Here is a 24,678-nt window from a genome sequence, read left to right on the forward strand (position 1 = left end):
GTGACTGAAGCATAGGAGTTCCCTCCAATCGTTGCCTACTTTAAGTATAACAACAGTTAAAGGGAACATAGCCAATTTAATGACTAACTCAATGAAGTGGTAAAAAACTTCAACGTCCTTTTTCCGCTTTTCACACTTGCCTTTACGACCCGCTAACTCCATCGAAACGAGTCAATCATTGTGCGATCAGCTTCGCTTAGTCACACAGTGCCAATAACTGTTTTTTACGCGGCTCTTGGATCAGTTTCCAATGTACGCCATCAGTTGCACCAGCAAATTTCCACAGTAGCTTTACATCAACATCATTACCGTAAGCCGTTTTAACTTTGTTGAAGACTTTTACAGGTCCAAGTTCTAAAAAGGTTTCTACGTCATCAACACCGGCTTTCTTGACCATACGTTCAAGGGTTAGTTGCATGTTGGGTAAGTCTCTTAAGCGTCTACTGGCAGAGGACTTTTGATATTTCCGTTCCTTAATTGAGTATTCAATTGATTTCTGTACCAGTTCATCAAGCCCTACATATCCGGATTCGAATAAATCGGTTACATCATAATAATTTACGGTTGCCGTCGTCTGTTTTTTGACGTGCTTATACTTCTCACAGCTCAGTTGAGTAAACACTTCATCTAGCCCATTACCACCACGTAAGTAGCAGCAATCATTGCTGACAAGCGCAAACATAGCATCATCGGTGAATAAACCAATACCACCGAACATAGAACGTTTTTGGTACTCACTGAAGGTGCGTACATATTTAAAAAAAGCTTGGTCTGTCATGTCCATTGACCTCTTTAATCTGAATAAATTACCCCGATTAGCGATGTCACCAGATAAACAGCAGCTTATAGCGAATTATAAATGTCGATTTGTTGGCGATATTTTTGTGAGTTGTGCTCACCAACTTGCTTAATCATACTTAACGTTGAAAAATAAGTTAGGACATAGGTCACATATAAAAAAGTATAAATTCTGCATACGTGATTAGTTTCACACTTATTGTTTGTGTGGTGATATTTTTTTGACGCATAGCATGCCTAAAACACGCCATCATTATGATCTCGCTGGCAATTACGGGCACATAATACGCATTTAATTGATAAAGAATACGCTGTAAGGGTACACTGTACGAAAGATCTCAAGTACAGCGTCACAATGGAACATTTATCATTTTTTTGGCTGCCAAATAATAAAGATAAGCTTATAAACGCACTGGAATCCGAGTTTGCTCAGCTGGTAGAACAGTCCATCGCCACGGGTAAGATTTCGTTACCTCCTATTCCTGATGTCGTGCTTAAAATTCAGCAGTTATGTGTCGAAGAACACACCACGATTGCCGATGTTGCGAACTGTTTATTGGAAGATCCCGGATTAGCAGCGGTCGTTTTACGAGTCGCTAACTCTGTGATTTTCAATCGCAGAAATATCACCTGCAACGACTTAACTACAGCGGTATCTCGTCTCGGAATACTTCGTGTACGTGATATTGTTACCGCACAAGCGATCGAGCAACTTAAACACTCAGTTAATCTCACTAAAGAATGCAATGCCATCTTGGTGAAGAGTGCAGCGATATCGCGTGAGCTCGGTGCCGTCATGGTGATGTTGGTTCAATCGTTTCGTAGCCACGAGCCAGGCACTTATGGTCATCTAGAGCAAGAAAAGGCGTTATTGGTCGGTCTATTAGCCGATATTGGGTTATTTTGCCTAATTAATGAGTACCACTTGTACTTAGATAGGGGCAATTACTTAGACCCAGATATTGCATTGCAGATCTTCCAAACACGTTGTTCTGCCACAAGTAAACTGGTACTTGAGCGTTGGGGGTTTGACAACGACTTCAGAGAAGTATCCTCAAACGAAAAATACGAGTTAACGCGACCAGAAGTGAGTTATCTCGACATCGCTAGAATTGCGCATCATTTATTGATGTTCCGCAATCACGATGAACGCATTGACGAACATGAAGTTGAATTCAACTTAACTGGTGCAGAAGTCTTGTATGAACTTAGTAACATGAGTGATACTGACTTCAATGATCAAATCCGTGCTGTACTCAATGCTAGCGGTTTGTAATTTATCGCTTTCTGATAATACCTTATCCGCGATAAAACGATTCGCTCAAGGCTGAGCTGTGTGTGGTGAAATGTCTCTAATTTCAACCGATAGATAATTTGATTTATGCGTGTTGATGTTATCTCAAAAAGGAATCATTGAGCTTTATGTTCTCAGGGATGCTATTTATTTTCGCTCCGCTTGTGGTGGGGTATCTAATTCCTATATCTCGATCTTCGTTATTGGAGAAGATCAATCAGTCAACGTCCTACCTTATTTACGTCATTTTGTCGTTGATGGGTCTTAGTTTGGCGGCGCTCGATAATTTAAGCAGCAACTTACAAAGTATTCTCCTCTATGCGAGTACGTTTTTTTTGTGTCTAAGTGCCTGCAACCTGTTGGCTCTGCCTATTATTGATAAAATTATTCCACTCCAGACCAATCAGAATCAAAAGAAGCTACCGTTATCTTCGATGGCTTTAGAGTCAGTTAAGCTTATCGTGGTCGTTGGCGGAGGGTTAGTGGTTGGCCTGCTGTTACCCATTGATTTGAGTTGGGTAGATACAGCAAGCGAATGGATACTCTTTCTACTTCTATTTTTTATTGGTATTCAGCTGCGCAATAGTGGACTTACTCTGCGTCAAATCCTATTAAATAAACAAGGAATGGCCATTGCGGCTGTTGTCATCGCAACATGTATGCTTGGTGGCGTTCTTGCAGCGGTGCTTTTGGATCTTCCTCTTTATCAAGCACTCGCAATGGCTTCAGGTTTTGGCTGGTATTCACTCGCAGGTATTTTAATGGGTGACGCTTTTGGTCCGGTATTTGGTGGCGCGTCGTTCTTGATTGAATTGATGAGAGAGTTAGTCGCACTGGTTGCCATTCCTCTCTTTATTCGTAGCTATCCGTGCACCGCAATTGGTTATGCCGGTGCAACAGCAATGGACTTCACCCTACCCGTTATTCAAACTACCGGTGGTGTGCGTTGTGTTCCTGTTGCTATCGTTAGCGGCTTTATTTTGAGTTTATTGGTACCAGTTACGATGCTTTTCTTTGTATCACTTGCTAGCTAGATCTCAGGTTTTCGCTTTAACATCCATTACAATACGGCAAAAATTTAAATACCCAGTTAACGTCAAAGTGGTCAATATTTTTTGGCAAGACCCCTCTTTCTTTTCGTCATTCAGCCCAACGATTTGTCACGACCAAATAGAAAGAAGGGAGAAACATCAACTGATGTGCATTGCGTTAATAAAGGGATAACAACCAGAAGGAAGAAGAATGAAACGCTTTGTCGTTGCAGCGCTCCTCGCTACAAGCTCAACTTTTACGCTTGCCGCAGATCAACAATGTCTTGCTAGCAAATACGATGGCTACGTCGATGCCTCACTACAATGGTATCAAGATCTTGTTGATTTGACGGTTACCCAATATCCAGATCTGAAAGAAGTGAGCCAATGGTTCTTGGATGGACGTAAACATCACTTTGAATTAAACCGCGAAGCGGTTCACTACTTTCTAGAGAACGACCCTAGCCGCGTTGCGACGGAACAGCCAATCGAAGCATGGTTAAAACTAGAGCAACATGACGTTAAGCAGTTAGCGACCCGAAGCGATAAGTTAGGTGAAGTTGCAAAACAGACATTTAGCGACCGTCAATCAACTAACCACCCAAAAAACTACGAGCTTCGTTCAGCATTCGCTGATCTGCTTAGTCATCCCCAACAAATTGATACCGCACTTAATAAGTACAATCAGTCAATAGAAAAGATTGAAAAGCAGAAATGTGACTAAGGTTGCTCGCATTAGTCGTTGATTAGCATTCAAAAACACTAGAATGTTTTAACGTACTCAATCTAGAATTTTTTAATGTGAATATCGTAACCTTCACCTAAAATTTTCATTTCTACAACTTGGGTTTCAACAATTAAAACGGGACTTTGCGCCCGTTTTAGTTTAGATTGTGCCGCTCGCATTACCAAAATAACTACAAAGATTCTTTGCTATGGTTAAGGAACAAAAAACCGCTGATGTTAGCTTTGAGAGCTTGCTAAAGATCTTCACTGTCCCAGAAGGTCCGGACTCAACGTTAACTAAAATTGACGAGAGCCTCTCGCGAAATCTAAATCAATTTCTTCGTGAACACATCGTGGCAGAAGAAAAGCCTTTACGCGAAATCGAAAAAGACTTTTCTTCTGCTCAGATTCCTGAGCAGCCAGAGTTCGTGTCAGATCATACAGAGCACTTACTCGACACTTTGGTGTCGCACTCAGTTCACACATCTTCACCAAGCTTCATTGGTCATATGACATCGGCACTGCCTTATTTCTTGATGCCACTGTCAAAGATCATGATCGCCTTAAACCAAAACCTGGTAAAAATAGAGACTTCCAAAGCCTTTACGCCACTTGAGCGTCAAGTTTTGGGTATGCTGCATCGCTTGATATATGGTCAGAATGATACGTTTTACAATCAGTGGATGCACAGTGCAAACCACTCATTAGGCGCATTTTGTTCCGGCGGCACCATTGCCAATATCACTGCGCTTTGGGTAGCACGTAACAAAGCGTTAAGAGCCAATGGCTCATTTAAAGGCGTTGAAAAGGAAGGCCTTTTTAAAGCCATGAAGCACTATGGCTATGATGGCTTAGCGGTGCTAGTGTCTGAGCGTGGTCACTACTCCCTTAAGAAAGCAGCCGATGTATTAGGGCTAGGCCAAGAGGGCTTGGTTGCGGTTAAAACCGATGCCAACAACCGTATTATTGTCAACGACCTGAAAGCGAAAATTGTTGAGCTCGAAAAACAAAACATCAAGCCTATTGCTGTTATTGGTGTGGCTGGCACAACAGAGACAGGTAATGTTGATCCATTGCCTGAAATCGCTGAAGTCTGCCAAGCTCACAGCTGTCACTTCCATGTGGATGCCGCATGGGGTGGCGCAACACTGATGTCTAACCATCACCGTCATCTTCTTAAAGGTGTGGAAATGGCAGACTCAGTAACTATTGATGCACACAAGCAGCTCTATATCCCGATGGGCGCTGGTATGGTTCTGTTCAAAGACCCTGACGCAATGAAATCCATAGAGCATCACGCTCAATATATATTGCGCAAAGGTTCAAAAGACCTAGGCAGCCATACACTAGAAGGCTCACGTTCGGGCATGGCGATGTTGGTCTACGCCGCAATGCACATCATAAGTCGCCCAGGTTACGAGCTTCTGATTGACCAAAGCATTGAAAAAGCTCGCTACTTTGCGGATTTAATCAAACAGCAAGATGATTTCGAATTAGTTTCTGAACCAGAGCTTTGTCTGCTCACATACCGTTATTTGCCGCCATTCATCCGTGAAGCATTAGCACAAGCAGAAGGCTCACAAAAAGAACAACTGAATGAGCTGATCAATGAGTTAACACAGTTTATTCAAAAGCGTCAGCGCGAAACGGGCAAATCGTTCGTTTCACGTACAAGACTGAACCCAGACCAATGGCAACGCATGAATACGATAGTGTTTAGAGTGGTTTTGGCAAATCCACTGACCACAAAAGAAATTTTGAGCTCGGTGCTTGATGAACAACGCGAAATCGCCAAGCAAGCACCAAATTTGATGAAAAGAATTCAGCAGCTGGTTGTTGATATTCAATCGTCTTAACGGCCAGATCAAGTTACATCAATTTGAAATTTTTTTTCGTTTTGATGTAACTCAAACATCATTATCGTGCGACTAGCGCAACAAAACTTCGTTTACACATCCAATTCTGTAGTTTTTACAACATTTTGTTTGAGGCCTGTCAAATTCTCACTAAATAGTACCCGTTATTGGTTTAGACTGATTGAAGATCAGGTTTATACTGATTCTATGGCGCTGGTTGTTTTCGTTAACGCCCCACTCTACTCCGGAATCTTCGTGTTTCCTTTCGTTAGCAGAGCCAGCGAGTTGTTCTCTATACCCTCGTGAACACTATGAATACATTAGAAAAAATTCAAAAAAACCTGGAGAATTTCAGTAAGTCAGAGCGCAAAGTTGCGGAAGTAATTATGGCGTCTCCACAAACTGCAATTCATTCAAGCATTGCAACGCTGGCTAAAATGGCTGACGTTAGTGAGCCCACTGTAAACCGCTTCTGTCGTCGTCTGGACACCAAGGGCTTTCCAGATTTTAAGCTTCACTTGGCACAGAGCCTAGCAAACGGCACCCCTTACGTTAACCGTAATGTGGAAGAAGACGATGGCCCAGACGCGTACACCCATAAGATTTTCGAATCGACGATGGCGTGTTTAGATGTCGCGAAAAATAGCCTAGATCCAATGCAAGTGAACCGTGCGGTCGATTTGCTAACGCAAGCGAAGCGCATTTCATTCTTTGGCCTTGGTGCATCATCTTCTGTTGCCCGAGACGCACAAAACAAGTTTATTCGCTTTAATATTCCAATTACTTGTTTTGAAGATATTGTTATGCAGCGCATGAGTTGTATCAACTGCAGTGATAATGATGTTGTGGTTCTTATTTCTCATACCGGTCGAACAAAGAGTCAGGTAGAAATAGCGAACCTTGCTCGTGAAAATGGCGCAACGGTTATTGCGATTACAGCGAAGGATTCTCCTCTAGAAAAGGCAAGCTCGCTGGCCATCACGCTCGATATTCCAGAAGATACCGACGTTTACATGCCAATGGCAAGCCGAGTTGTACAAATGACAGTGATTGATGTGCTAGCAACTGGCTTCACTCTTCGCCGTGGTACAGGTTTCCGTGAGAACCTAAAACGCGTAAAAGATGCGTTGAAAGACAGTCGCTATGACAAACTAAGCCAGTACTAAGCACTAAAGCTTAGTCAATACTTTATCTAGGGGAGCTCAAGGCTCCCCTTTTGTTTTAATGCTGCTAAGGGAGCAATCACCCTAAGTCGTTGACACTCGATAAGTCCGTTCTTGATTCCAGTACTTCAACAGAACTGACATGTTGTGCACTCTCTGCTGCGCACTCTCCGCTACAATCACAGACTTGCTGCAATATGTGTATCAAACGTTCCTGATTAAGAGGTAAAGGATTCCCTTTGATTGCCATTGATTTAAGCGCATCATTCGCCACTTGCTCAAAAGAGGTTTGGCATACTCCAAATTGAGCCAGTAGCGGTAACGCTAACTTATCTAGCACCATATTTACCCAAAGAATTCCATCGTGTTCGTTAGCATTTACTCGCTCAGTGACTAATTGGGCCAGCTTACGATAACGACTTATCACATCATTCCTACCCGCGAGTTTAGCAGCGTTAATGTTCTCCTGCATCACGTGCGGAGCTAGGCGAGCCGTAATAACGCTATGGGGGGCGTCTAACTTGCCTCCTAACGCCGATGCTAACCCATGAGCAGCACCTAATTTGGCATTAGTAATCGCCATACCACCAAGCAATGCAGCGAACGATAAATCAGAGCGCGCCTTATGATTATCTTGCTTACAAGCGGCAATCACTGAACGGCTTAAACGGCGTAGCCCCTCTTCGCAGACCATATCAGTAAGAGGGTTTGGCTCACCACACACATACGCTTCCATTAAATGAGTGAACGCATCCATTGCGCCACGTCCAGATGTGTATTGGTCGGTCCCGTAAGTAAGTGTCGGGTCTACAATGGCAACGTCTGCGAGCATATCAGGGCTTCGAAGACTCACTTTCACTTTATCTTGTCCAGATTTCAGCACAGCATTTCTGGTCACTTCTGAACCGGTGCTTGCTGTCGTAGGAATTGCAATAAAATGAAGAGGCTTTGCTTTTAAAGGGACGCTTCTTCCTACCACTTCTACGTAATCGTAAACATTGCCTTGATTGGGAATAATGGCAGCTAAGGCTTTGCCCATATCGATGACGCTGCCACCACCTATCGCAACCACCATATCAGGTTGGAATTTTCTACCGAGCACTGCGGTCTCTTCTACCATCGTGATGTATGGTTCACCAACGATAGCTACGTGCTGGTAACGCATATTTTGAGCTTTAAGATATTGGATAATGGGGGCGGCTCGTTGGGTATCCTGCCCAGTAACCAGCAAAACACTGTAGCCAAATTGGTTAATAACGGACAATGAAGATTGAAGTGCACCTTCACCAAATATAATCCTTGTTGCAGTCATAAACTGAAACATACACACCCTCCCAAAAGAATATACCCAAATAACCTCTCGCCCTCTGATTTAACACTTATGTAAGAGTTGAAGTTATTTGCGTATAGCCAAAATAGATTGCTATTTTTTTAAACAAAAAAAATTGACCAATTCCACCTTGCCATCATTAACCCTTTAGAATGTATGTTTTTTATGCGTCACTTCACATACTTCAGAGCCGTAAAATAAGCACGCGCGTTTAGTTTTTATTCGATAGATTTCACCTATAGAACCAAGAGGTAATTGCCGCTTTATTTCCGTATCTGGATCGGGCATAGTTACTCCAACAAAAGAAAGCGCACTCAGCCGCTATGTTTTGTACGCTTTCAAAAAAGAATAGATTTAGGAGAAATAAGATTATGTTCGTTGTTATCTTTGGTCGCCCTGCATGTCCTTTCTGTGTTCGTGCAAAAGAGCACGCAGAAACGCTAAAAGCAAAACGTGATGACTTCAACTACCGTTACGTTGATATTCACGCTGAGGGTATTTCTAAAGCAGATCTTGAGAAAACAGTTGGTAAACCAGTTGAAACCGTTCCTCAGATCTTTATCGACCAAGAGCACATCGGTGGCTGCGACGAATTCGAAGCATACGCGAAAGAGCACCTAGGTCTATTTGACGAGTAATAAAGACTGTTTTCAAAAAAGCCGCTTCATGCGGCTTTTTTATTATTTTTCAGCTGGTTATTACGTTAAGTCAACTAATGGTAAAACCTAAAAAAATTCACTTATCTTTTTGCTATATTTAGTTACAATTCACAGTTCTTAATCTTTTTTGGCACACACTCTACCGAGCCACACAGTGAACATAGACGTCGTATACCTTCTCGAACAAAACCCTATCCTTCTAATCTTCGTCGTATTAGCCATTGGCCTTGCCATCGGAAAAATTCGATTTGGCAAATTACAATTAGGCAACTCTATTGGCGTTCTTATTACCTCTTTGGTTATGGGCCACCTTGGTTTCTCATTTAATGCAGAAGCTTTAACCATTGGCTTTATGCTGTTTATCTACTGCGTTGGCATTGAAGCTGGACCAAACTTTTTTGGTATATTCTTCAGAGATGGTAAGCATTATTTTATTTTAAGCATGACTGTTCTCGTGTCTGCGGTCAGCTTAACGTATGGTTTGAGTCACTATTTCGGCCTCGATTTTGGCTTATCCGCCGGTATGATGGCAGGCGCATTGACCGCAACGCCAGTACTGGTTGGTGCACAAGATGCTCTTAACTCTGGCCTTGCGACTATACCGCGGAATATGGAATTTTCTCTGGTATTAGAAAATCTATCCGTAGGCTACGCGATGGCTTATCTGGTCGGCTTAATTAGCATGATCATGTTTGCTAAATTGTTGCCAAAACTGCAAAAACAAAACCTTTCTGATTCCGCGCAGCAAATCGCACAAGAGCGTGGCCTTGGAAATTCAAGCCAGAGAAAAGTGTATTTACCCATTATTCGAGCTTACCGAGTGGGCCCAGAGCTAATTGACTGGACTGATGGTAAAAACTTACGAGAACTGGGGATTTATCGTCAAACTGGCTGTTACATTGAACGAATCCGCCGCAATGGTATTCTCGCCCACCCAGATGGTGATGCTATCTTGCAAGAGGGAGATGAAATTGCATTGGTTGGCTTCCCTGACAGCCATGCTCGATTAGACCCTAGCTTCCGTAATGGTAAAGAAGTATTCGACCGTAACTTGCTTGATTTACGCATCGTTGAAGAAGAAATCGTCGTAAAAAGTGACGCTATCGCTGGTAAACGTTTATCGGATTTGAATTTGTCTGAGTTTGGCTGTTTCTTAAACCGCGTAGTTCGCGCTCAGATTGAAATGCCTATGGACTTAGACATTGTGCTCGCTAAAGGGGACGTCCTTCAAGTGAGCGGCGAGAAAAGCCGAGTACATGGACTGGCGGAAAAAATCGGTTTCATCTCGATCCACAGTCAAATGGCCGATTTGCTCGCTTTTTGTAGCTTCTTTATTTTGGGTATTCTGTTTGGCCTCATCACAATGACGTTCGGTCAGGTGTCTTTCAGTTTGGGTAATGCGGTGGGTCTTCTGTTGTCCGGTATTACGCTTGGTTTCTTACGAGCAAATCACCCTACTTTCGGTTATGTCCCACAAGGGGCGCTGAATATGGTCAAAGATCTAGGGTTAATGTTCTTTATGGTGGGAATTGGTCTAAGTGCAGGTGGAAAGATGTTCGAGCACCTAACGCAAGTAGGACCAAAAGTCATTGGTTTGGCATTTATTGTCAGTGTTGTGCCTGTGGTTCTGGCTTACTTAGTTGGCGCACACGTACTCAAGATGAACCGTGCCCTGCTCTTCGGTGCCATTATTGGCGCCCGTACTTGCGCTCCAGCTATGGATGTCGTTAACGACTACGCTAAGTCCACCATCCCAGCCCTTGGTTATGCGGGTACCTATGCGATTGCGAATATTTTAATGACGCTAGCTGGTACGATTCTGATAATACTAAGTTAATACTCACTTTGACTATGAAATACAAAAAGGCGCTCAATGAGCGCCTTTTGTTTATTGGTTATCTAGTCTGTGATTCGATTAGATTTGAATGAAGTCTGCTTCAACTGCTGGATTCACATCCGCTTCGTAATCTACGCCTTCAACGCCGAAACCAAATAGTTTCAAGAACTCTTCTTTGTACTCAACGTAGTCAGTCAGCTCTTTTAGGTTCTCAGTCGTAATTTGAGGCCATAGCTCACGACAGTGCTGCTGAATGTCGTCACGAAGTTCCCAGTCATCCAGACGTAGGCGGTTCATCTCATCAACTTCTGCCGCGCTACCGTCTTCTTTGTATAGACGTTGGCTGAACATACGGTAGATTTGTTCCATACAGCCTTCGTGTACACCTTCTTCGCGCATTTTCTTGAATACCATTGCGATATACAGTGGCATAACAGGAATTGCAGAACTCGCCTGAGTTACAACAGATTTAAGTACCGCAACATTGGCACTGCCGCCTGTTGCTGCTAACTTGTCGTTTAGCGCTTTCGCTGCACGGTCTAGGTCCATTTTTGCTTTACCTAGTGCACCATCCCAATAAATTGGCCAAGTTAGCTCAGTACCAATGTAGCTGTACGCGACGGTCTTACAACCTTCAGCAAGAACACCAGCATCAGACAACGCATTGATCCAAAGTTCCCAATCTTCACCGCCCATTACAGTGACAGTGTCTTTGATTTCTTCTTCTGTTGCAGGCTCAACGCTAGCTTCGATGATCACATCTTTGTTGGTATCAACAGCCGTTGATGTGTAAGTTTCACCGATAGGTTTAAGAGATGAACGAACTAATTCACCAGTTTCTGGCATTTTACGTACTGGAGATGCCAGTGAGTAAACCACCATATCGATTTGACCTAAGTCTTCTTTGATCAGCTCGATAGTTTTCTGTTTCGCTTCATTTGAGAAAGCGTCGCCGTTTAAGCTTTTTGCGTACAGACCTTCTTCACGCGCTAGCTTTTCAAAAGCAGCGGCATTGTAAAAACCTGCTGTACCTGGCTTCTTCTCAGTACCTTCTTTTTCGAAGAAAACACCGATAGTTGATGCACCGCCACCAAATGCCGCAGCGATACGAGAAGATAGACCGTAGCCACTTGATGCACCAACAACAAGAACACGCTTAGGTGCGTTTTTGATTGGACCTTGCGCTTTGGTGTACGCAATTTGTTCTTTTACGTTAGCTTCACAACCAACAGGGTGCGTTGTAGTACAGATAAATCCACGAATTCTAGGTTTGATGATCATATTCAACTTCCTTTAAAAAACCTTGTTAGGATAAAAGTTTCGTTGGGATTTCGCATCTAATTTCTGTAAAAATGCTCTTAAAAGGCAAGTGGTTGGAGCACTATCCCACCATCCACTCCCCAAGAATACAAAAAAGCACCTCATTGAGGTGCTTTTCTTAACATTAGTTGTCTATTATGCCGCCGGATTCAACTGCGACTTTTTTGGGCTATGAGTTCGCACTTCAGAAAAGTCATGACTAAAGTGGTCAACTTGAATCGCCTTGTAGCGCAATTTATCTGCAGCCATGATTTGATCAATTTCTTGCTCAGTTAACACGCCTGCTTCAAATGCTTGCTGCAAACGGTCATGCAGCAAACCTTTACGAGCCACTTTACCATCCTTCGCAGCCTTCATAAGTTTACGCTCCAAAGGTTTAATGTCGTACATTGCAAGGAATGCATTCTCCATTAAGCCTACGCTGTCATCCTCTGATTTTCCGATGTAGCACAGATGCGTGAGGCGATCACGTTGCGCGCCTGGCGTCATCATCGCTTCAGCCAAATTCACACACAGCTCATCACTTGGCTTATTGAAATGATTACCAAGCGGGAACAATAGCCCCTTAAGCACACCGCCAACGTATTTCACAGGGAAGTTGGTGTAAGCCTCATTTAATGACTTAGAAGCGTTATACAAACAGTGTTGAACAGCGTAATGAACGAAGTCTAGATCGCCTTGCTGACGGCCTTCATCTTCATACTTTTTCAAGGCAGCAGATGCCATGTATAGATAGCTTAATCCATCACCCAAACGTGCGGAGATCATTTCTTTACGCTTCAAGTCTCCACCTAAGGTTAACATCGCAAAGTCTGCACTTACTGCAAGTGCACGACTGAGACGAGTAATGTCTTTGTAGTATTGCTGCGTTGGGCCACTCATGTGCGCGTTAACAAATCGAGAACCAGTTAGTGCTGCACCAAATGCACCGAATGTATTACCGAGCGCGTGCTTGATGTGTTTAAAGAGTAAGTTGTCAAATTCTTTCGCACCTTGTTCAGAATCTGGATTCGCCGCGGCTTCCATTTCTTTTAGAACATATGGGTGGCATCGAGTCGCACCTTGACCAAAAATCATCAGGTTACGAGTCAGAATATTCGCGCCTTCAACAGTGATAGCAACCGGGATACCAAGGTAATGTTTAGCAAGATAGTTCATTGGACCATCTTGAATCGCACGACCCGCATGGATATCAAACGAATCATTTAGAATGGTACGCGCGATTTCCGTCATGTGGTACTTGGCAATCGCGGTTACAATCCCAGGTTTTTCTTTCATATCGAGAGAAGTCGTCGTTAGCGTACGCGTCGCTTCTAGTAGGTAAGTAAGACCACCAATGCGCCCCATTGCTTCTGCAACACCTTCAAACTTACCGATCGACATTCCAAACTGTTTACGCACGTAAGCATAAGCACCTGTTGTACGTGTAGTAAGGTGACCAATCGCTGTGCCAAGCGCTGGGAGAGAGATACCGCGACCAGCAGAAAGACACTCAACCAGCATACGCCAACCTTTACCTGCATAATCAGCGCCACCGATCAACCAGTCCATAGGGATGAAGACATCTTCACCACGAGTAGGACCATTCATAAACGCAGACCCCAGAGGATCATGGCGTTCGCCTATCTCGACACCTTCATGGTCAGCGGGAATCAACGCACATGTAATGCCAACCTCTTTCTTGTCACCAAGTAGCCCTTCAGGATCTTGCAGTTTAAATGCTAACCCGAGCACTGTCGCAACTGGCGCAAGCGTGATGTAGCGTTTATTCCAACTAACTCGCACGCCAAGCACTTCTTTGCCTTCATGGGTGCCGTAACAAACCACGCCTTGATCAGGTATGCCACCCGCATCAGAACCCGCTTCAGGGCCAGTTAGGGCGAAACAAGGGATGTCTGTACCATCAGCTAAACGAGGCAACCAGTAATCTTTTTGCTCTTGCGTACCATAGTGCGATAGCAGCTCACCAGGGCCAAGAGAGTTCGGTACCATTACCGATACCGCGGTACTGATACTTCGAGTCGCAATACGAGAAACAATGGTTGAGTTCGCCAAAGCGGAAAATTCACGACCACCATATGCTTTCGAGATGATCAAAGAGAAAAATCGCTCTTTACGTAGGTACTCCCATACTTCAGGCGGTAAATCCCTGTCTTCTTTGACAATCTTCTGGTCATCAAGCATTTCTAGCAGGGTTTCAAGCTCATTATCCATAAATGACTGCTCTTCTGCCGTCAGTGTAGGCGTTGGATAATGATGCAATGTTGTGAAGTTTGGCTTGCCTGAGAATAGTTCGGCATCCCACCATACACTACCCGCTTCCATCGCCTCTTTCTCGGTGCTAGACAGAGGTGGCAATACTTTTTTGAACACTTTAAAAGCCGGGTCACTAATCCATTTTCTTCGTAGAGAGCTCATAGTTCAGATCCTTTTGTTCACGTAACCGCTCGGGGTATAATCTTATTATTGGTTTAACTTTCTTATTTGTCTTATGCCAACTGCTTTGCTGACATTCCTGCTGACAAATATGGAATCAGTAAATCGACGACAGATTTCACATCGACTTCCTTTTCAAACTTACTTTCTGCCAGCTCCGAAAGAGCTTGGCTTGAAGCCATCGTAAATACACAGGTTCCTAACGTGAAGTGCAGTCGCCAAAACAAATGTTCTTCACATAGTTCCGGGTTCGCCTTCATTATCGAGAAAGTGAAAAGGTTCAGTACCTCTTCGTATCTGGTGGTAATGAACCAGCGTAGATGACCTTGAACGTCTGTATAACCGCGGCCAATTAACAACATAAATAGCGCAGTACCATTTGGGCGTACATCATTTAATGTACGTAAAGGTAATCGCAATGACTCAAAGACATCGTCCATGTTGTAGCTATCGCGCGTGTTTAACTCAATTAATGAAGTCTTAATGCTCGGCATTAGTGCTTCTAAATACCTATCTAAAACCGCTCTAACCAGCGTTTTTTTATCGCCAAAGTGATAGTTTACCGATGCTAAGTTAACGTTAGCTTTACCTGTTATCGTTCTTAGCGAAGTATCATTAAAGCCATGTTCAGCAAAGAGTCCTTCTGCGACATCGAGTATTTTTTCTTTTGTTGATGTTCTCGGGGCCATTTTAATCACTCGTATTAAACAACTGTTTGAAAATATACTCCCGAAACTTAAGATTAACAAATGATTAACATCACACTTTAACCAATTGGTCTGACCAGACAGTAAAAGGTGTGATCTAATCTTTTGAAATTCAATCGAATACTCCGGTGAAGCTTATCAGAAGAAAACGATCAAATTTCTCAGTCCATCGCAATTGAAACGCTAACAATAGCCTTGGCGGCTCGGAGTGAGCGACGAGAGTATGAAATACATCTTCGGTTCTCGGGGAGATAAAATGAGAAACACAGAAGTTAGTAACTTCGCCAAGTTGGTAATCCATCTCGACTTTTCTATTACTTTCGGGTGTGTAAGAAGCTAGAAAGCATTAAGTAGAAATTTTTTGAAAAAAAATGGAACTGTTTGGAAAAGGCTCGGTCTGAATATACGTAACAGTTAGGGCATTTGAAGTTTCACTGGCCGTCAAACTTGTTTCCATCTAATTGTTACGTTGCTGCTTTTTTCTTATTAACTCCTATGTTTGTATCCGCCCAGTCAAATTTTCGGCTGGGCTTTTTTTCGCCTGTAGATTTACCAAGCGCCTCTTTCGATGATTTGCCCCAACTCCATAAGCTAGACCTTAGTTGGTCACAAAAGTAACCACCCTGAAGTGGTTGATGTGCCGATCTGCAGACATAAAAAAGCCTCCCGAATGGGAGGCTTTACTAAACAGTGTGTATCTTACGCTTGCGCTTTCTTAGGCAAAGAAAAGTGCAGTAACGCGTAGCCAAGTAACGCGGCTGTCGTCGAGCCCATTAAGATGCCTAGTCGAGCATAGGTATCAAACTCAGGGCTTACATTTCCAAACGCTAAAGAGGAAATGAATATAGACATTGTAAAACCGATACCACACAACACAGAGACCGCAAAGATATGCTTGAAGTTAATGCCTTCCGGTAGCTTAGCTACACCCATTTTCACAGCAGCCCAACTAAAGGTGAAGATACCTAGAGGCTTACCAACCAGTAGCCCCAAAGCAATACCTAATGGCAGCATTGAAGTTAGGCCTGACATCGATACGCCTTCTAGCGAAATCCCCGCATTTGCAAATGCGAATAGAGGTAAGATACCAAATGCCACGTATGGATGAAGTGCGTGCTCCATGTGCTTAAGTGGGGAATGTTCGCCCTGTTTACCCTTAAGAGGAATAGCAAAGCCGATCACTACGCCTGCAAGTGTTGCGTGAACACCAGATTTAAGTACCGCAAACCATAAGATCGCGCCGACTATCATGTATGGTGTCAGTTTCGTTACTTCCTTCGCATTCAACATGAACAGGACACCAGTCATGATGAAGCCAACAAGCAGCGCCATGCTAGAAAGATCACCTGTGTAAAACAGTGCAATAATAACAACCACACCTAAATCGTCGATGATAGCGAGAGCTAACAAAAACACTTTAAGGCTTACTGGTACGCGCTTACCTAGTAGCGCCATGATACCTAGAGCAAATGCAATATCCGTCGCAGCTGGAATTGCCCAGCCAGAAACCGCCTCTGGGTCGTTAGCATTAAACGCAACGTAAATAAGAGCAGGGGCTAACATACCACCAACCGCTGCAATCGCAGGGAAAATTGCGGTTTCTTTTGATTTTAGCGCTCCTTCAAGTAGCTCTCGCTTCACTTCAAGGCCAATAAGTAAGAAGAAAACAGCCATTAGGCCGTCATTAATCCAGTGAGAAACTGACATACCGAATACATAAGTATGCAGTACAGATTGATAAGTTTCGCCCAGCGGTGAGTTAGCAATGGTCATCGCAATTGCCGCTGCGATTACGAGAAGAATACCACCTGCTGATTCCATTTTGAAAAAGTCACGAATGACATCGTTCATGGTTTCGTCCTTATATTTATTATCTTGATAAACGATTAACAAAGAGTGATAAGAGTGTATAGCTGTCGAAAACTTTAGAATAATCGCTTCTTCAGAGTATAAACTTCGGTTTTTTCGATGTTAAGTTTACTATACATCGTATTTTCCAACATGACACTCAATTTTGATCGGAGATCGTATTTGTTTTTGTCGCACCAAATATTTATCAAGATGATGAGAAAATCAGCATAACACGGCTTGTACCATCATGATAACCCCGTACTTTTGAGAAAAAGCTAGGAAGCTTCGCGCACTAAAAAACCACCCGTAGGGGGTGGTTTTCTTCACAACTCAATAGCCTGTCAGCTGCATAAAGCCCCAAGCCTCATTGGAGCCGGAGGCTAAAGTAGACCCTTCCCAGTAAGGTATTACAAAGGGTAGCCACATATCTGACTTGATAATGCGGGTAGTCAAATTAATTTGATGCTTCGGAATATTGATAATCCATTGCAAAGGTAACCTTCTTCCATTGGATAAACTGGTCACTTGCATTGGCTTGATACTGATATCATCGTCTGAGAGGTTGATGACTTTACCTGAGCGTGTCGACAACGTGCCAAACACGTGCGGTGTTTGCCCATGGTGACGATAACGGCTAACAGTTAATGCTCGACCATCATCTAAATTGAAAACAAACCAATCCCAGCCTTGTTGCCCCTCACCAATTAAGCCGCTGCCCCACTCTTTTTGCGCCCAAGCAGAACCCGTCACTAAGAATCGCTTACCATTTAAGCTTAAGCTGCCTTTTACTTTTAAAAATGGAGCACTGAAGCTGAAAGAAGCAACAGATTGCAACGCATGTTTAACTTGGAAACCTTTGTCTCCATTCACGACAAAGGGGCCGTTTGTCATGGTATTGAGCTCAAGTCCAAACGTATCAGTATTCACATTCAAGTTACCCGGGAAAGGCGTCGCACCGAGTGATCGCCAAGTCCAATTATCAATCCATAACCTGAAAGGACGATTGATCATACCAGCTTGGCCTATCCCTCCTCTAGCTACCCGTTGCTCTTTCCATACATGCGAGCCATGACTGACGACAACATGTGAAATGTACAATTGAGGGTTCTGCCAACCGCTGGTTTCTCGCTCGTCCGTCGCAACCCTGAAATAGCTCCATTGAACATTGTAGATCTTGCCTTGCTCATCTTTTAGTTTCGCAAAGTAGTGCCACCATTCATGCTGATACTCGGGATGAAAGCGAAAGTCTGAGGGTAAAGAGACATGCTCATTAGGTAGTACAGGCTCGAAAATCGTTTGATTTTCACGCGTTAAGATAGAATCAAGTTCGCTTTCTCGTGTTGCTGTCGCCTCTAACCAAAAAGTCGAGTAAAAAGCAGCCCCAGTCAGAAAAGCGAACGTAACAACAATGAGCGTTGAAACCAACAAGCGTTTTTTAGAGCCCATTTTTTTCATTACAACGCGTCCCTTAATGACTTCATCGGTGTACTTTTGATCATTCTAATAACTGGCAATGCGCCAGCAACCATGATGGCAAGCATTGCCCAAGCAATGGTTTGAGCATACTCCCATGGAATCGTTTGAAGCTCTAGAGACCAGCCAAATGATTGCTTAATGATAATATCAACGATCAAATGTGCGAGCGCCAAGCCGAGCGGCACTGCAATAATCGCAGAAATGGCTCCGAAGACGAATAGCTGCAAACCACCTAATACGACAAGTTCTTTTCCGGACACACCCATGCACCTTAATAAGGAAAAGTGCCGCTGCCGTGAAAGTTCTCCTGCCAACGTCGCAAAGAATAAACCAAACACAGCAATAATCAGCGTGATATTGCCCAAGGTTCCTGCTATCGCAAAGGTATGATCAAACACTCTCATTGCTTGGCTATAAATATTACCGTTATCAAACACACGATCTTGCGGGAGACGGAATACATTCTCTAAGCGATTTTTCAGCCCTTCTCCATTGACGTTATCTTTTAATACTACGCCAAGACCAACATTACCCGTACCTGCAAATGCATACAGCCAATTCCGGTGCGACATCATCACCTGGTTATATGGGTTTCCATAATCGTAGTAAACGCCTACGACTTGCCAATCACCACCAAGCGGTTCTTGCAAGTTAATGAAATCGCCAGGGCGGATATCCAGCTTCAAGGCCATCGACTCACTGACCATTAAGCTCTTGGTAGCGTGCAGTTGATACCAGTAATTTGGGACACCTAACTTGACGGTAAGTGAGTCTAACTCACCTTCAGAAGAGCCCGTACTTACAACTTGTAGAGCACCGTGCTCGGTCGGCATATCTTTTTCCCAGCGCCACCAAACCGAGTTCACCTCTGGCTGATTCTGGAGCCATGCGCTCATCCTAGCGGCTGAATTGTTGGTCGGATAGATGTACACATCAGCGGCTAATCGCTGATTTAGCCACTTATCGGTTGTATCTCGAAAGCTTCCGACCATTGTTTCTACACCAATGTTTGCCGCCAGCGCTAACATAAACGCCATCGTAGCCACACCGCGATAGCTCATGCTGGCTGCTGCATCAGCAAAAAACCAACGGACACGAACCCATCGCATGGTATAAGAAAAACTTTGGAACATATGCCACATAATAAATGGCATAAACAACGCCACACTAACCAACATCAGAGCAATAATAGCAAAGCCGGTTTCTTGTGTTTTCGGCGCCTGATATACCGCTATTGCAGCGACACAAAACGCACATGCCGCAAGCGCCTGCCAAGAGAACTCTCTTCCAGCAAATCGCATTAGCGACAGTCGAGAAGAAAGGCGGATTGGTTGTGACTTCAACAAACGGATTAATGGCCACAGACACGATATCAACGCACCCATCGCTGCCATGATTAGACTGTATAAGCTAGATTGCCATGACCATCCTATGGTTAAGCCTACGTTGGCATCATACAAATCACTCAGGCTCGAAGACACTGCTGGGATAAGTTCATTTGCTAAGATCAAGCCAAAAAAGTTACCACACGCCCACGCAATAAAGACGAGCAAAGACAACTCTAGTAATAAAGCTTGCGCTAACTGTGTTCCGTTAACACCAGTCTGTCTCAAAATACCTACCAAACGTTGTCGCTGGATGAAAGACAGAGACATCGCTTGATAAAAAATAAACAACCCGACCAAAAACGACAGCATTCCCATCGCAGTGAGATTCATATGGAATGCGTTAGTTAGCGACTCAAGCTCTGTACGCGTATTCCTAACGAGCGTCATTCCGTTTGGCAGCATGTTTTTCAGTGCTATTAGCTTTTCCTCTGGCATTTCACCACAAGAAATCGCAGACAAACCTGAGCTCCGCTTGAGCATACGCAACAACGATATATCAGTAACCAGCCGAGTACCCGAAAGCATCTTGTCCTTATCTACTTGAATAGGCCCAAGACGGCTTCCGTCATTCATCTCAATGAAGTCCCCATCCTGCCAACTCATGTAAGCGGCCAAATCTTGACTAACAAGAATAGGATAAGGAGGCTTCATTAGTGATAAAACAGGCATCTCACCTAGCGATTTTCCTTGTTGTAGTGGGATCATCGCGACAGGATCTATCCCCACCAACATCAGGCTCATATCGGTCTTGGCATCTAGATGAAGCACATCAAACGGTGCACATTGGTTAAACCCAGCTCGACGTAACTGAATATAGAAACCTTGAGGAATTTTATTGGCAGAGTGCTTCGTTCGGATTCGGTATGGCAAAGGATTAGAGAAAAGTTTTTCCCCAGTTGCATAACTTTGTTTTGCATGCTGGTTGATAGAAGTAACACCAACAAGGAGGGACACGCCTAAAGTTAATCCCAGCCAGACAAGAATAATTTGTAGAGGGTAACGACGGTAATGACCGAGTAGTGCCTTAACTACGGGCCATAACATGTAGCTGCCCTCCTTGAAGTCGAATCTTTCCTTCCATATGGGCGGCCACTTTTTCACTGTGCGTCACTAACAGCAAAGTACACTCCAATTGGCGAGCGAGACTCGTTAATAAGCGCATTACTGCTTCTGCGTTTCGCTCGTCTAGGCTACCAGTTGGCTCATCAGCAAGCAGGATTTTGGGTTCCATATAAAGGGCGCGAGCAATCGCCGCACGTTGTTGCTGACCACCAGACGCCTCTTCCGGATAACGTCCTAGCAATGGCATTAAGTCCAAAGCAGAAAGAATTTGACGCCACAACTCTTTATCTTCCGGCAGACCTTTTAACTGACGACAAAAACGAATATTGTCGGCAATATTAAGTGTAGGAAGCAGATTGAATTGTTGGAAGATATTACCAATATTGTTGCGGCGATAAAGGGTTCTTAAATGCTCCGGTGCTTCATGCATAGCAAAATTTGGAAACTGCACTTCACCAGAGTCAGCAGTATCTAATCCGGCGATTAAATTCAGCAGAGTACTTTTACCCGAACCACTTTCTCCCATCAGAGCAACTTGGACGCCTTGCTGCAATGTTAATTCTGCCCCTTGTAATACAGGGTGAAACTCTCCCCCGTCTACATAGCCTTTACATAGGTCTGACAGTTTTAACATTGATTATGCCGCTCGGATGGTGTTTAAAAATTGGGATCAGAATCTACACTAAAATCCTGTTAGTAGAAAGTATTTTGAATGCTTGATCACACTATGGAAGTACAAATGCAACTCGATTCACTTTCTGTTGCTAATTTTGTTGACGTTTTGAGCAGATTTTTGCAGCCAAAATAAACTCTGTTCCTCCTTACTGGCCAATCAGGTTTTTCATCCATTTTCGGCTAACCATTCTTGGCAAGCAAATCGCCCACTTCACAACTTCTTCCGTCAAAAAGAGTAAGTAAACCCATTGTGGGTCCCAATTGAGATAAATCGCTGCAAATGCTGCGAGTGGAATCCCGATCACCCACTGCGCCAAGATGTCTTGATACAAACAAAACTTAACATCACCGCCCGCGCGTAATACACCAACAATCGCCATCATCGGCACCGAGCGTAACACGACACCCAACGCTAGAATCACCATAAACTGTTCAGCTAGCTCGCGAGTGTCTGTTGTCAGTGCACTAAACGCATTAAGGATCCATTGATTTGACACTATCAACAAGATGGCGACCACAAATGCGATAAGCACATTCAAAATGACCGTAGCCCATGCTTGATAATAAACGGGTTCAAAATTACGAGCGCCGAGCTGGTTCCCGACTAGAACTGCAGCCGCATTCGATAAGCCAATCATCATCGCCAATGCGATCGACTCAACAGGTGTCATTACGGAAAGTGCCGCCAAACCTTGTACGCCTGCTTGCCCCATGATGGCGTGATAAGCAAACAGCCCACCAGCCCACGCCAAGAAGTTAAATGTGGTTGGCAAAGAGAGGCTCAAGAAACGCGTAATTTTATCTAAGACCAATCCTGCGCGTATATCATCCCAACCAAATGCGATTATGTGTTTTTTCAACCATAGATAACCAAACAAGCAACCTACTTCGATCGCGCCACTGATTACCGTTGCGATCGCTGCTCCCGTAATACCCAGAGCAGGAAAGCCTAATTGACCAAAAATTAAAACGCAGTTAAGAAAAACATTAGATAAAATGCCTATACCACTAAAAAAAGTGCTTAGGCCTGGTTGGTGCATCGCCCTTAGGCCCACCGACATACTGGCCACACATGCAACAGCAAACATGCTAACCGACGAAATAATGAGATAGCTGGCCCCTAATTCAATCACTTCTTGTGAATCGGTAGTCAAGCTCATGATGAGTTGTGGAAAAACAACAAACAAAGCAACAGCAATCGCAGCAAACATCATTGCGATCATCCATGTTAAAGCGGTACTGCGACGCACCCCAACTTTATCGCCAGCCCCCCAATATTGAGCGGTTAACAACGCACCGCCCGTTGTCACCCCAACTAACATGATGGTGGTGACGAAAGTCGCGCGTGCAGCAACTCCAACAGCGGCAATTTCAGCTTCACCAAGTTGACCAAGCATAAGAACATCGACGAGGCTTCGGCTTGAAAACATCATGCTTTGCAGTGTAATTGGTAACGCGATTGCAAATAAACGACGTAAGAATGCTTTATCTGCGTGTATTGAGAGTTGAGAAAGAAAAGTCACAAGCGCTCCAACGACAACTTATTGATAGAATGGGGAAAGTGTCTCATGATTATACTCTGTGGTGTTTATTCCACCAACGATAAAAGGACAGATAATGAAAAAGGTGTTGGTGCTAGGCGCCTCGGGTTACATTGGCTCTCAACTTCTTCCGTTACTTTTAGATAAAGGTTACGCCGTCACAGCAGCGGCGCGACATATTGATTATTTAGAGTCAAGAACTCAGCCTCACCCTAATTTAACGTTAAGGTATCTCGACTTGGCTGACGCAGAGACCACGAAGGCTGTAGTGAACGATTTTGATTTAGTATTTTTTCTCGTGCACGGGATGGCTCAAGGTGATGACTTTGTTGAGTACGAACTAAACCTTGCTTTGAACTTCAAATTTGCGTTGGAACAAAGCTCCGTCGAGCATGTTATCTATTTGAGCGCCATTCAACCTCAAACCGGAAACTCTCGCCATTTAGCCGCTCGTAAAGCCACGGGAAAAATAATTCGACAGTCTGGTATTCCAGTAACTGAATTGCGTGCTGGCGTTATCATCGGCCCCGGCTCTGCCGCTTTCGAAATCATGCGTGACTTTGTCTACAACTTACCTATTTTGACCGCGCCTAAATGGGTCGACTCAAAAGCGAACCCTATTGCCTTGCCCAATCTCAACCACTATTTGTTGAAGTTAGCAGAAGCCCCCTCTCCAGAAGAAAGTCAAATTTATGAAGTTGGTGGGCCAGATACACTTAGCTACCGCGAACAGTTCAAAGTCATTTGCCGAATCACGAACAAGCCGTATCGGCTGTGGTCGACCCCGCTACTTACTCCGAAAATGGCATCGTACTGGCTAGGTTTAGTTACCTCAGTGCCAACTAGTATCGGTAAAGCATTACTTGCGGGCTTAGAGCACGACTACATTGCAGACTCCAAAGCGATTGAAGAACGATTTCCTCAAACGCTGATCAGCTACGAGCAAGCGGTAACTGATACCATTCAAGATGAAGGCACATTTGTACGCAGTAATGTCTGGGGGTTTGAACCCGCAGCGCTTCGTCGATGGCAACCAGGATATGGCTATTACCCAAAACAAGCTGGAGCGAGCATTAAAACTCATGCCTCCGCTGCGGCATTATGGAAAGTGGCGCAAAAGATCGGGAGTCGCGAAAAAGGTTATTACTTTGCCAACATCTTGTGGCGTACACGTGAATGGCTCGATATCTTTTTTGGTGGCGGAAAACCGATTCGCGTTTCTCCTCCTGGACCAGAGCTTAAAGTCGGTGATTTTATTGACTCTTGGAAAGTGATTCGCTGCGATAATAATCAGTTTCTTTCACTGTTTTTTGGTATGAAAGGCCCAGGCCTTGGGCGTTTAGAAATTACCATCAAAGATCTCGGTGACGAACGAGAGCTGGATATTACCGCCTGGTGGCACCCGCAAGGGTTTCTTGGGCTGCTTTATTGGTTTGCAATGATGCCAGCCCATCTTTTCATATTTAAAGGCATGGTCAAAGCCATCGCGAAAGAAGCAAACCGTTTAGAAAACAAAAAGCCCCAATAA

The 24,678-nt window shown here is 44.0% G+C and carries 18 protein-coding genes; 8 read left to right on the top strand and 10 right to left on the bottom strand.

What is annotated here, in order from left to right; translation table 11 throughout:
* Positions 1–196: 196 nt before the first annotated feature.
* On the bottom strand, positions 197–784 hold the full coding sequence (locus R8O11_RS22385) for a TfoX/Sxy family DNA transformation protein (RefSeq protein ID WP_005378007.1): 588 nt from the start codon (positions 782–784) through the stop codon (positions 197–199).
* A 369-nt stretch (positions 785–1,153) separates the two neighbouring features.
* Here R8O11_RS22385 and R8O11_RS22390 point away from each other — a divergent pair, with 369 nt between their 5' ends.
* The 5 genes from R8O11_RS22390 (at position 1,154) to R8O11_RS22410 (ending at position 6,871) form a co-directional block, all read left to right on the top strand.
* Positions 1,154–2,074 carry an HDOD domain-containing protein gene (locus R8O11_RS22390; protein WP_005378009.1) on the top strand — a complete coding sequence of 307 codons (921 nt, stop codon included), beginning with the start codon at positions 1,154–1,156 and terminating at the stop codon, positions 2,072–2,074.
* Positions 2,075–2,220: 146 nt separating this feature from the next.
* Entirely contained in the window at positions 2,221–3,126 is a 906-nt protein-coding gene (locus R8O11_RS22395; protein ID WP_318194446.1) for a lysine exporter LysO family protein, read from the top strand.
* Between the two features lie 208 nt (positions 3,127–3,334).
* On the top strand, positions 3,335–3,847 hold the full coding sequence (locus tag R8O11_RS22400; RefSeq protein ID WP_017634875.1) for a hypothetical protein: 513 nt from the start codon (positions 3,335–3,337) through the stop codon (positions 3,845–3,847).
* 211 nt (positions 3,848–4,058) lie between these two features.
* Positions 4,059–5,705: a pyridoxal-dependent aspartate 1-decarboxylase PanP gene (gene panP / locus R8O11_RS22405; protein WP_025766849.1), complete on the top strand. Its 1,647-nt coding sequence runs from the start codon at positions 4,059–4,061 to the stop codon at positions 5,703–5,705.
* A gap of 311 nt (positions 5,706–6,016) precedes the next feature.
* On the top strand, positions 6,017–6,871 hold the full coding sequence (locus tag R8O11_RS22410) for a MurR/RpiR family transcriptional regulator (protein ID WP_005378021.1): 855 nt from the start codon (positions 6,017–6,019) through the stop codon (positions 6,869–6,871).
* Between the two features lie 76 nt (positions 6,872–6,947).
* Here R8O11_RS22410 and R8O11_RS22415 read toward each other — a convergent pair whose 3' ends face one another.
* The gene (locus R8O11_RS22415; RefSeq protein ID WP_017820842.1) at positions 6,948–8,192 is read right to left on the bottom strand and encodes an iron-containing alcohol dehydrogenase; all 1,245 of its coding nucleotides are present in this window, start codon (positions 8,190–8,192) and stop codon (positions 6,948–6,950) included.
* Between the two features lie 377 nt (positions 8,193–8,569).
* Between R8O11_RS22415 and R8O11_RS22420 the strand changes: the two genes are divergently transcribed.
* Together R8O11_RS22420 and R8O11_RS22425 are read left to right on the top strand one after the other, a co-directional pair.
* Positions 8,570–8,836: a GrxA family glutaredoxin gene (locus tag R8O11_RS22420; protein WP_005378026.1), complete on the top strand. Its 267-nt coding sequence runs from the start codon at positions 8,570–8,572 to the stop codon at positions 8,834–8,836.
* 175 nt (positions 8,837–9,011) lie between these two features.
* Positions 9,012–10,694: an aspartate:alanine antiporter gene (locus R8O11_RS22425; protein ID WP_005378028.1), complete on the top strand. Its 1,683-nt coding sequence runs from the start codon at positions 9,012–9,014 to the stop codon at positions 10,692–10,694.
* Between the two features lie 78 nt (positions 10,695–10,772).
* On the opposite strand, the gene fabV is transcribed toward R8O11_RS22425, so the two are convergent.
* The 8 genes from fabV to R8O11_RS22465 all read right to left on the bottom strand — a co-directional run bounded on the left by fabV (position 10,773) and on the right by R8O11_RS22465 (position 23,132).
* The gene (gene fabV / locus R8O11_RS22430) at positions 10,773–11,975 is read right to left on the bottom strand and encodes an enoyl-ACP reductase FabV (RefSeq protein WP_005388648.1); all 1,203 of its coding nucleotides are present in this window, start codon (positions 11,973–11,975) and stop codon (positions 10,773–10,775) included.
* Between the two features lie 174 nt (positions 11,976–12,149).
* Positions 12,150–14,432, bottom strand: a complete 2,283-nt coding sequence (locus R8O11_RS22435) for an acyl-CoA dehydrogenase (protein ID WP_017634878.1) — start codon at positions 14,430–14,432, stop codon at positions 12,150–12,152.
* A gap of 71 nt (positions 14,433–14,503) precedes the next feature.
* The gene (locus R8O11_RS22440) at positions 14,504–15,139 is read right to left on the bottom strand and encodes a TetR/AcrR family transcriptional regulator (RefSeq protein WP_053306960.1); all 636 of its coding nucleotides are present in this window, start codon (positions 15,137–15,139) and stop codon (positions 14,504–14,506) included.
* Positions 15,140–15,856: 717 nt separating this feature from the next.
* The gene (gene nhaA, locus R8O11_RS22445; RefSeq protein ID WP_005378034.1) at positions 15,857–17,008 is read right to left on the bottom strand and encodes a Na+/H+ antiporter NhaA; all 1,152 of its coding nucleotides are present in this window, start codon (positions 17,006–17,008) and stop codon (positions 15,857–15,859) included.
* 330 nt (positions 17,009–17,338) lie between these two features.
* Positions 17,339–18,463 carry a lipocalin-like domain-containing protein gene (locus R8O11_RS22450; protein WP_318194447.1) on the bottom strand — a complete coding sequence of 375 codons (1,125 nt, stop codon included), beginning with the start codon at positions 18,461–18,463 and terminating at the stop codon, positions 17,339–17,341.
* Positions 18,463–20,916 (bottom strand): ABC transporter permease, encoded by a 2,454-nt coding sequence (locus R8O11_RS22455; RefSeq protein WP_005378038.1) that lies wholly within the window; start codon positions 20,914–20,916, stop codon positions 18,463–18,465. The genes R8O11_RS22450 and R8O11_RS22455 overlap by 1 nt, the downstream gene beginning before the upstream one ends.
* Positions 20,897–21,568 (bottom strand): ABC transporter ATP-binding protein, encoded by a 672-nt coding sequence (locus tag R8O11_RS22460; protein ID WP_318194448.1) that lies wholly within the window; start codon positions 21,566–21,568, stop codon positions 20,897–20,899. The genes R8O11_RS22455 and R8O11_RS22460 overlap by 20 nt, the downstream gene beginning before the upstream one ends.
* Before the next feature lie 187 nt (positions 21,569–21,755).
* On the bottom strand, positions 21,756–23,132 hold the full coding sequence (locus tag R8O11_RS22465) for an MATE family efflux transporter (protein WP_318194449.1): 1,377 nt from the start codon (positions 23,130–23,132) through the stop codon (positions 21,756–21,758).
* A gap of 94 nt (positions 23,133–23,226) precedes the next feature.
* Here R8O11_RS22465 and R8O11_RS22470 point away from each other — a divergent pair, with 94 nt between their 5' ends.
* A complete protein-coding gene (locus R8O11_RS22470) occupies positions 23,227–24,678 on the top strand; it encodes a DUF2867 domain-containing protein (protein ID WP_213967377.1) in 1,452 nt (483 codons plus the stop codon).

Source organism: Vibrio sp. 1288 (assembly GCF_033344475.1).

Bases quoted from the DNA above. Each gene is read 5' to 3' on its own strand.
- R8O11_RS22460 (WP_318194448.1), bottom strand. From the start codon at position 21,568: ATGTTAAAACTGTCAGACCTATGTAAAGGCTATGTAGACGGGGGAGAG.
- R8O11_RS22415 (WP_017820842.1), bottom strand. From the start codon at position 8,192: ATGTTTCAGTTTATGACTGCAACAAGGATTATATTTGGTGAAGGTGCA.
- R8O11_RS22395 (WP_318194446.1), top strand. From the start codon at position 2,221: ATGTTCTCAGGGATGCTATTTATTTTCGCTCCGCTTGTGGTGGGGTAT.
- panP (WP_025766849.1), top strand. From the start codon at position 4,059: ATGGTTAAGGAACAAAAAACCGCTGATGTTAGCTTTGAGAGCTTGCTA.
- fabV (WP_005388648.1), bottom strand. From the start codon at position 11,975: ATGATCATCAAACCTAGAATTCGTGGATTTATCTGTACTACAACGCAC.
- R8O11_RS22420 (WP_005378026.1), top strand. From the start codon at position 8,570: ATGTTCGTTGTTATCTTTGGTCGCCCTGCATGTCCTTTCTGTGTTCGT.
- R8O11_RS22400 (WP_017634875.1), top strand. From the start codon at position 3,335: ATGAAACGCTTTGTCGTTGCAGCGCTCCTCGCTACAAGCTCAACTTTT.
- R8O11_RS22470 (WP_213967377.1), top strand. From the start codon at position 23,227: ATGAAAAAGGTGTTGGTGCTAGGCGCCTCGGGTTACATTGGCTCTCAA.
- R8O11_RS22435 (WP_017634878.1), bottom strand. From the start codon at position 14,432: ATGAGCTCTCTACGAAGAAAATGGATTAGTGACCCGGCTTTTAAAGTG.
- R8O11_RS22390 (WP_005378009.1), top strand. From the start codon at position 1,154: ATGGAACATTTATCATTTTTTTGGCTGCCAAATAATAAAGATAAGCTT.
- R8O11_RS22440 (WP_053306960.1), bottom strand. From the start codon at position 15,139: ATGGCCCCGAGAACATCAACAAAAGAAAAAATACTCGATGTCGCAGAA.
- R8O11_RS22385 (WP_005378007.1), bottom strand. From the start codon at position 784: ATGGACATGACAGACCAAGCTTTTTTTAAATATGTACGCACCTTCAGT.
- R8O11_RS22455 (WP_005378038.1), bottom strand. From the start codon at position 20,916: ATGTTATGGCCCGTAGTTAAGGCACTACTCGGTCATTACCGTCGTTAC.
- R8O11_RS22410 (WP_005378021.1), top strand. From the start codon at position 6,017: ATGAATACATTAGAAAAAATTCAAAAAAACCTGGAGAATTTCAGTAAG.
- nhaA (WP_005378034.1), bottom strand. From the start codon at position 17,008: ATGAACGATGTCATTCGTGACTTTTTCAAAATGGAATCAGCAGGTGGT.
- R8O11_RS22450 (WP_318194447.1), bottom strand. From the start codon at position 18,463: ATGAAAAAAATGGGCTCTAAAAAACGCTTGTTGGTTTCAACGCTCATT.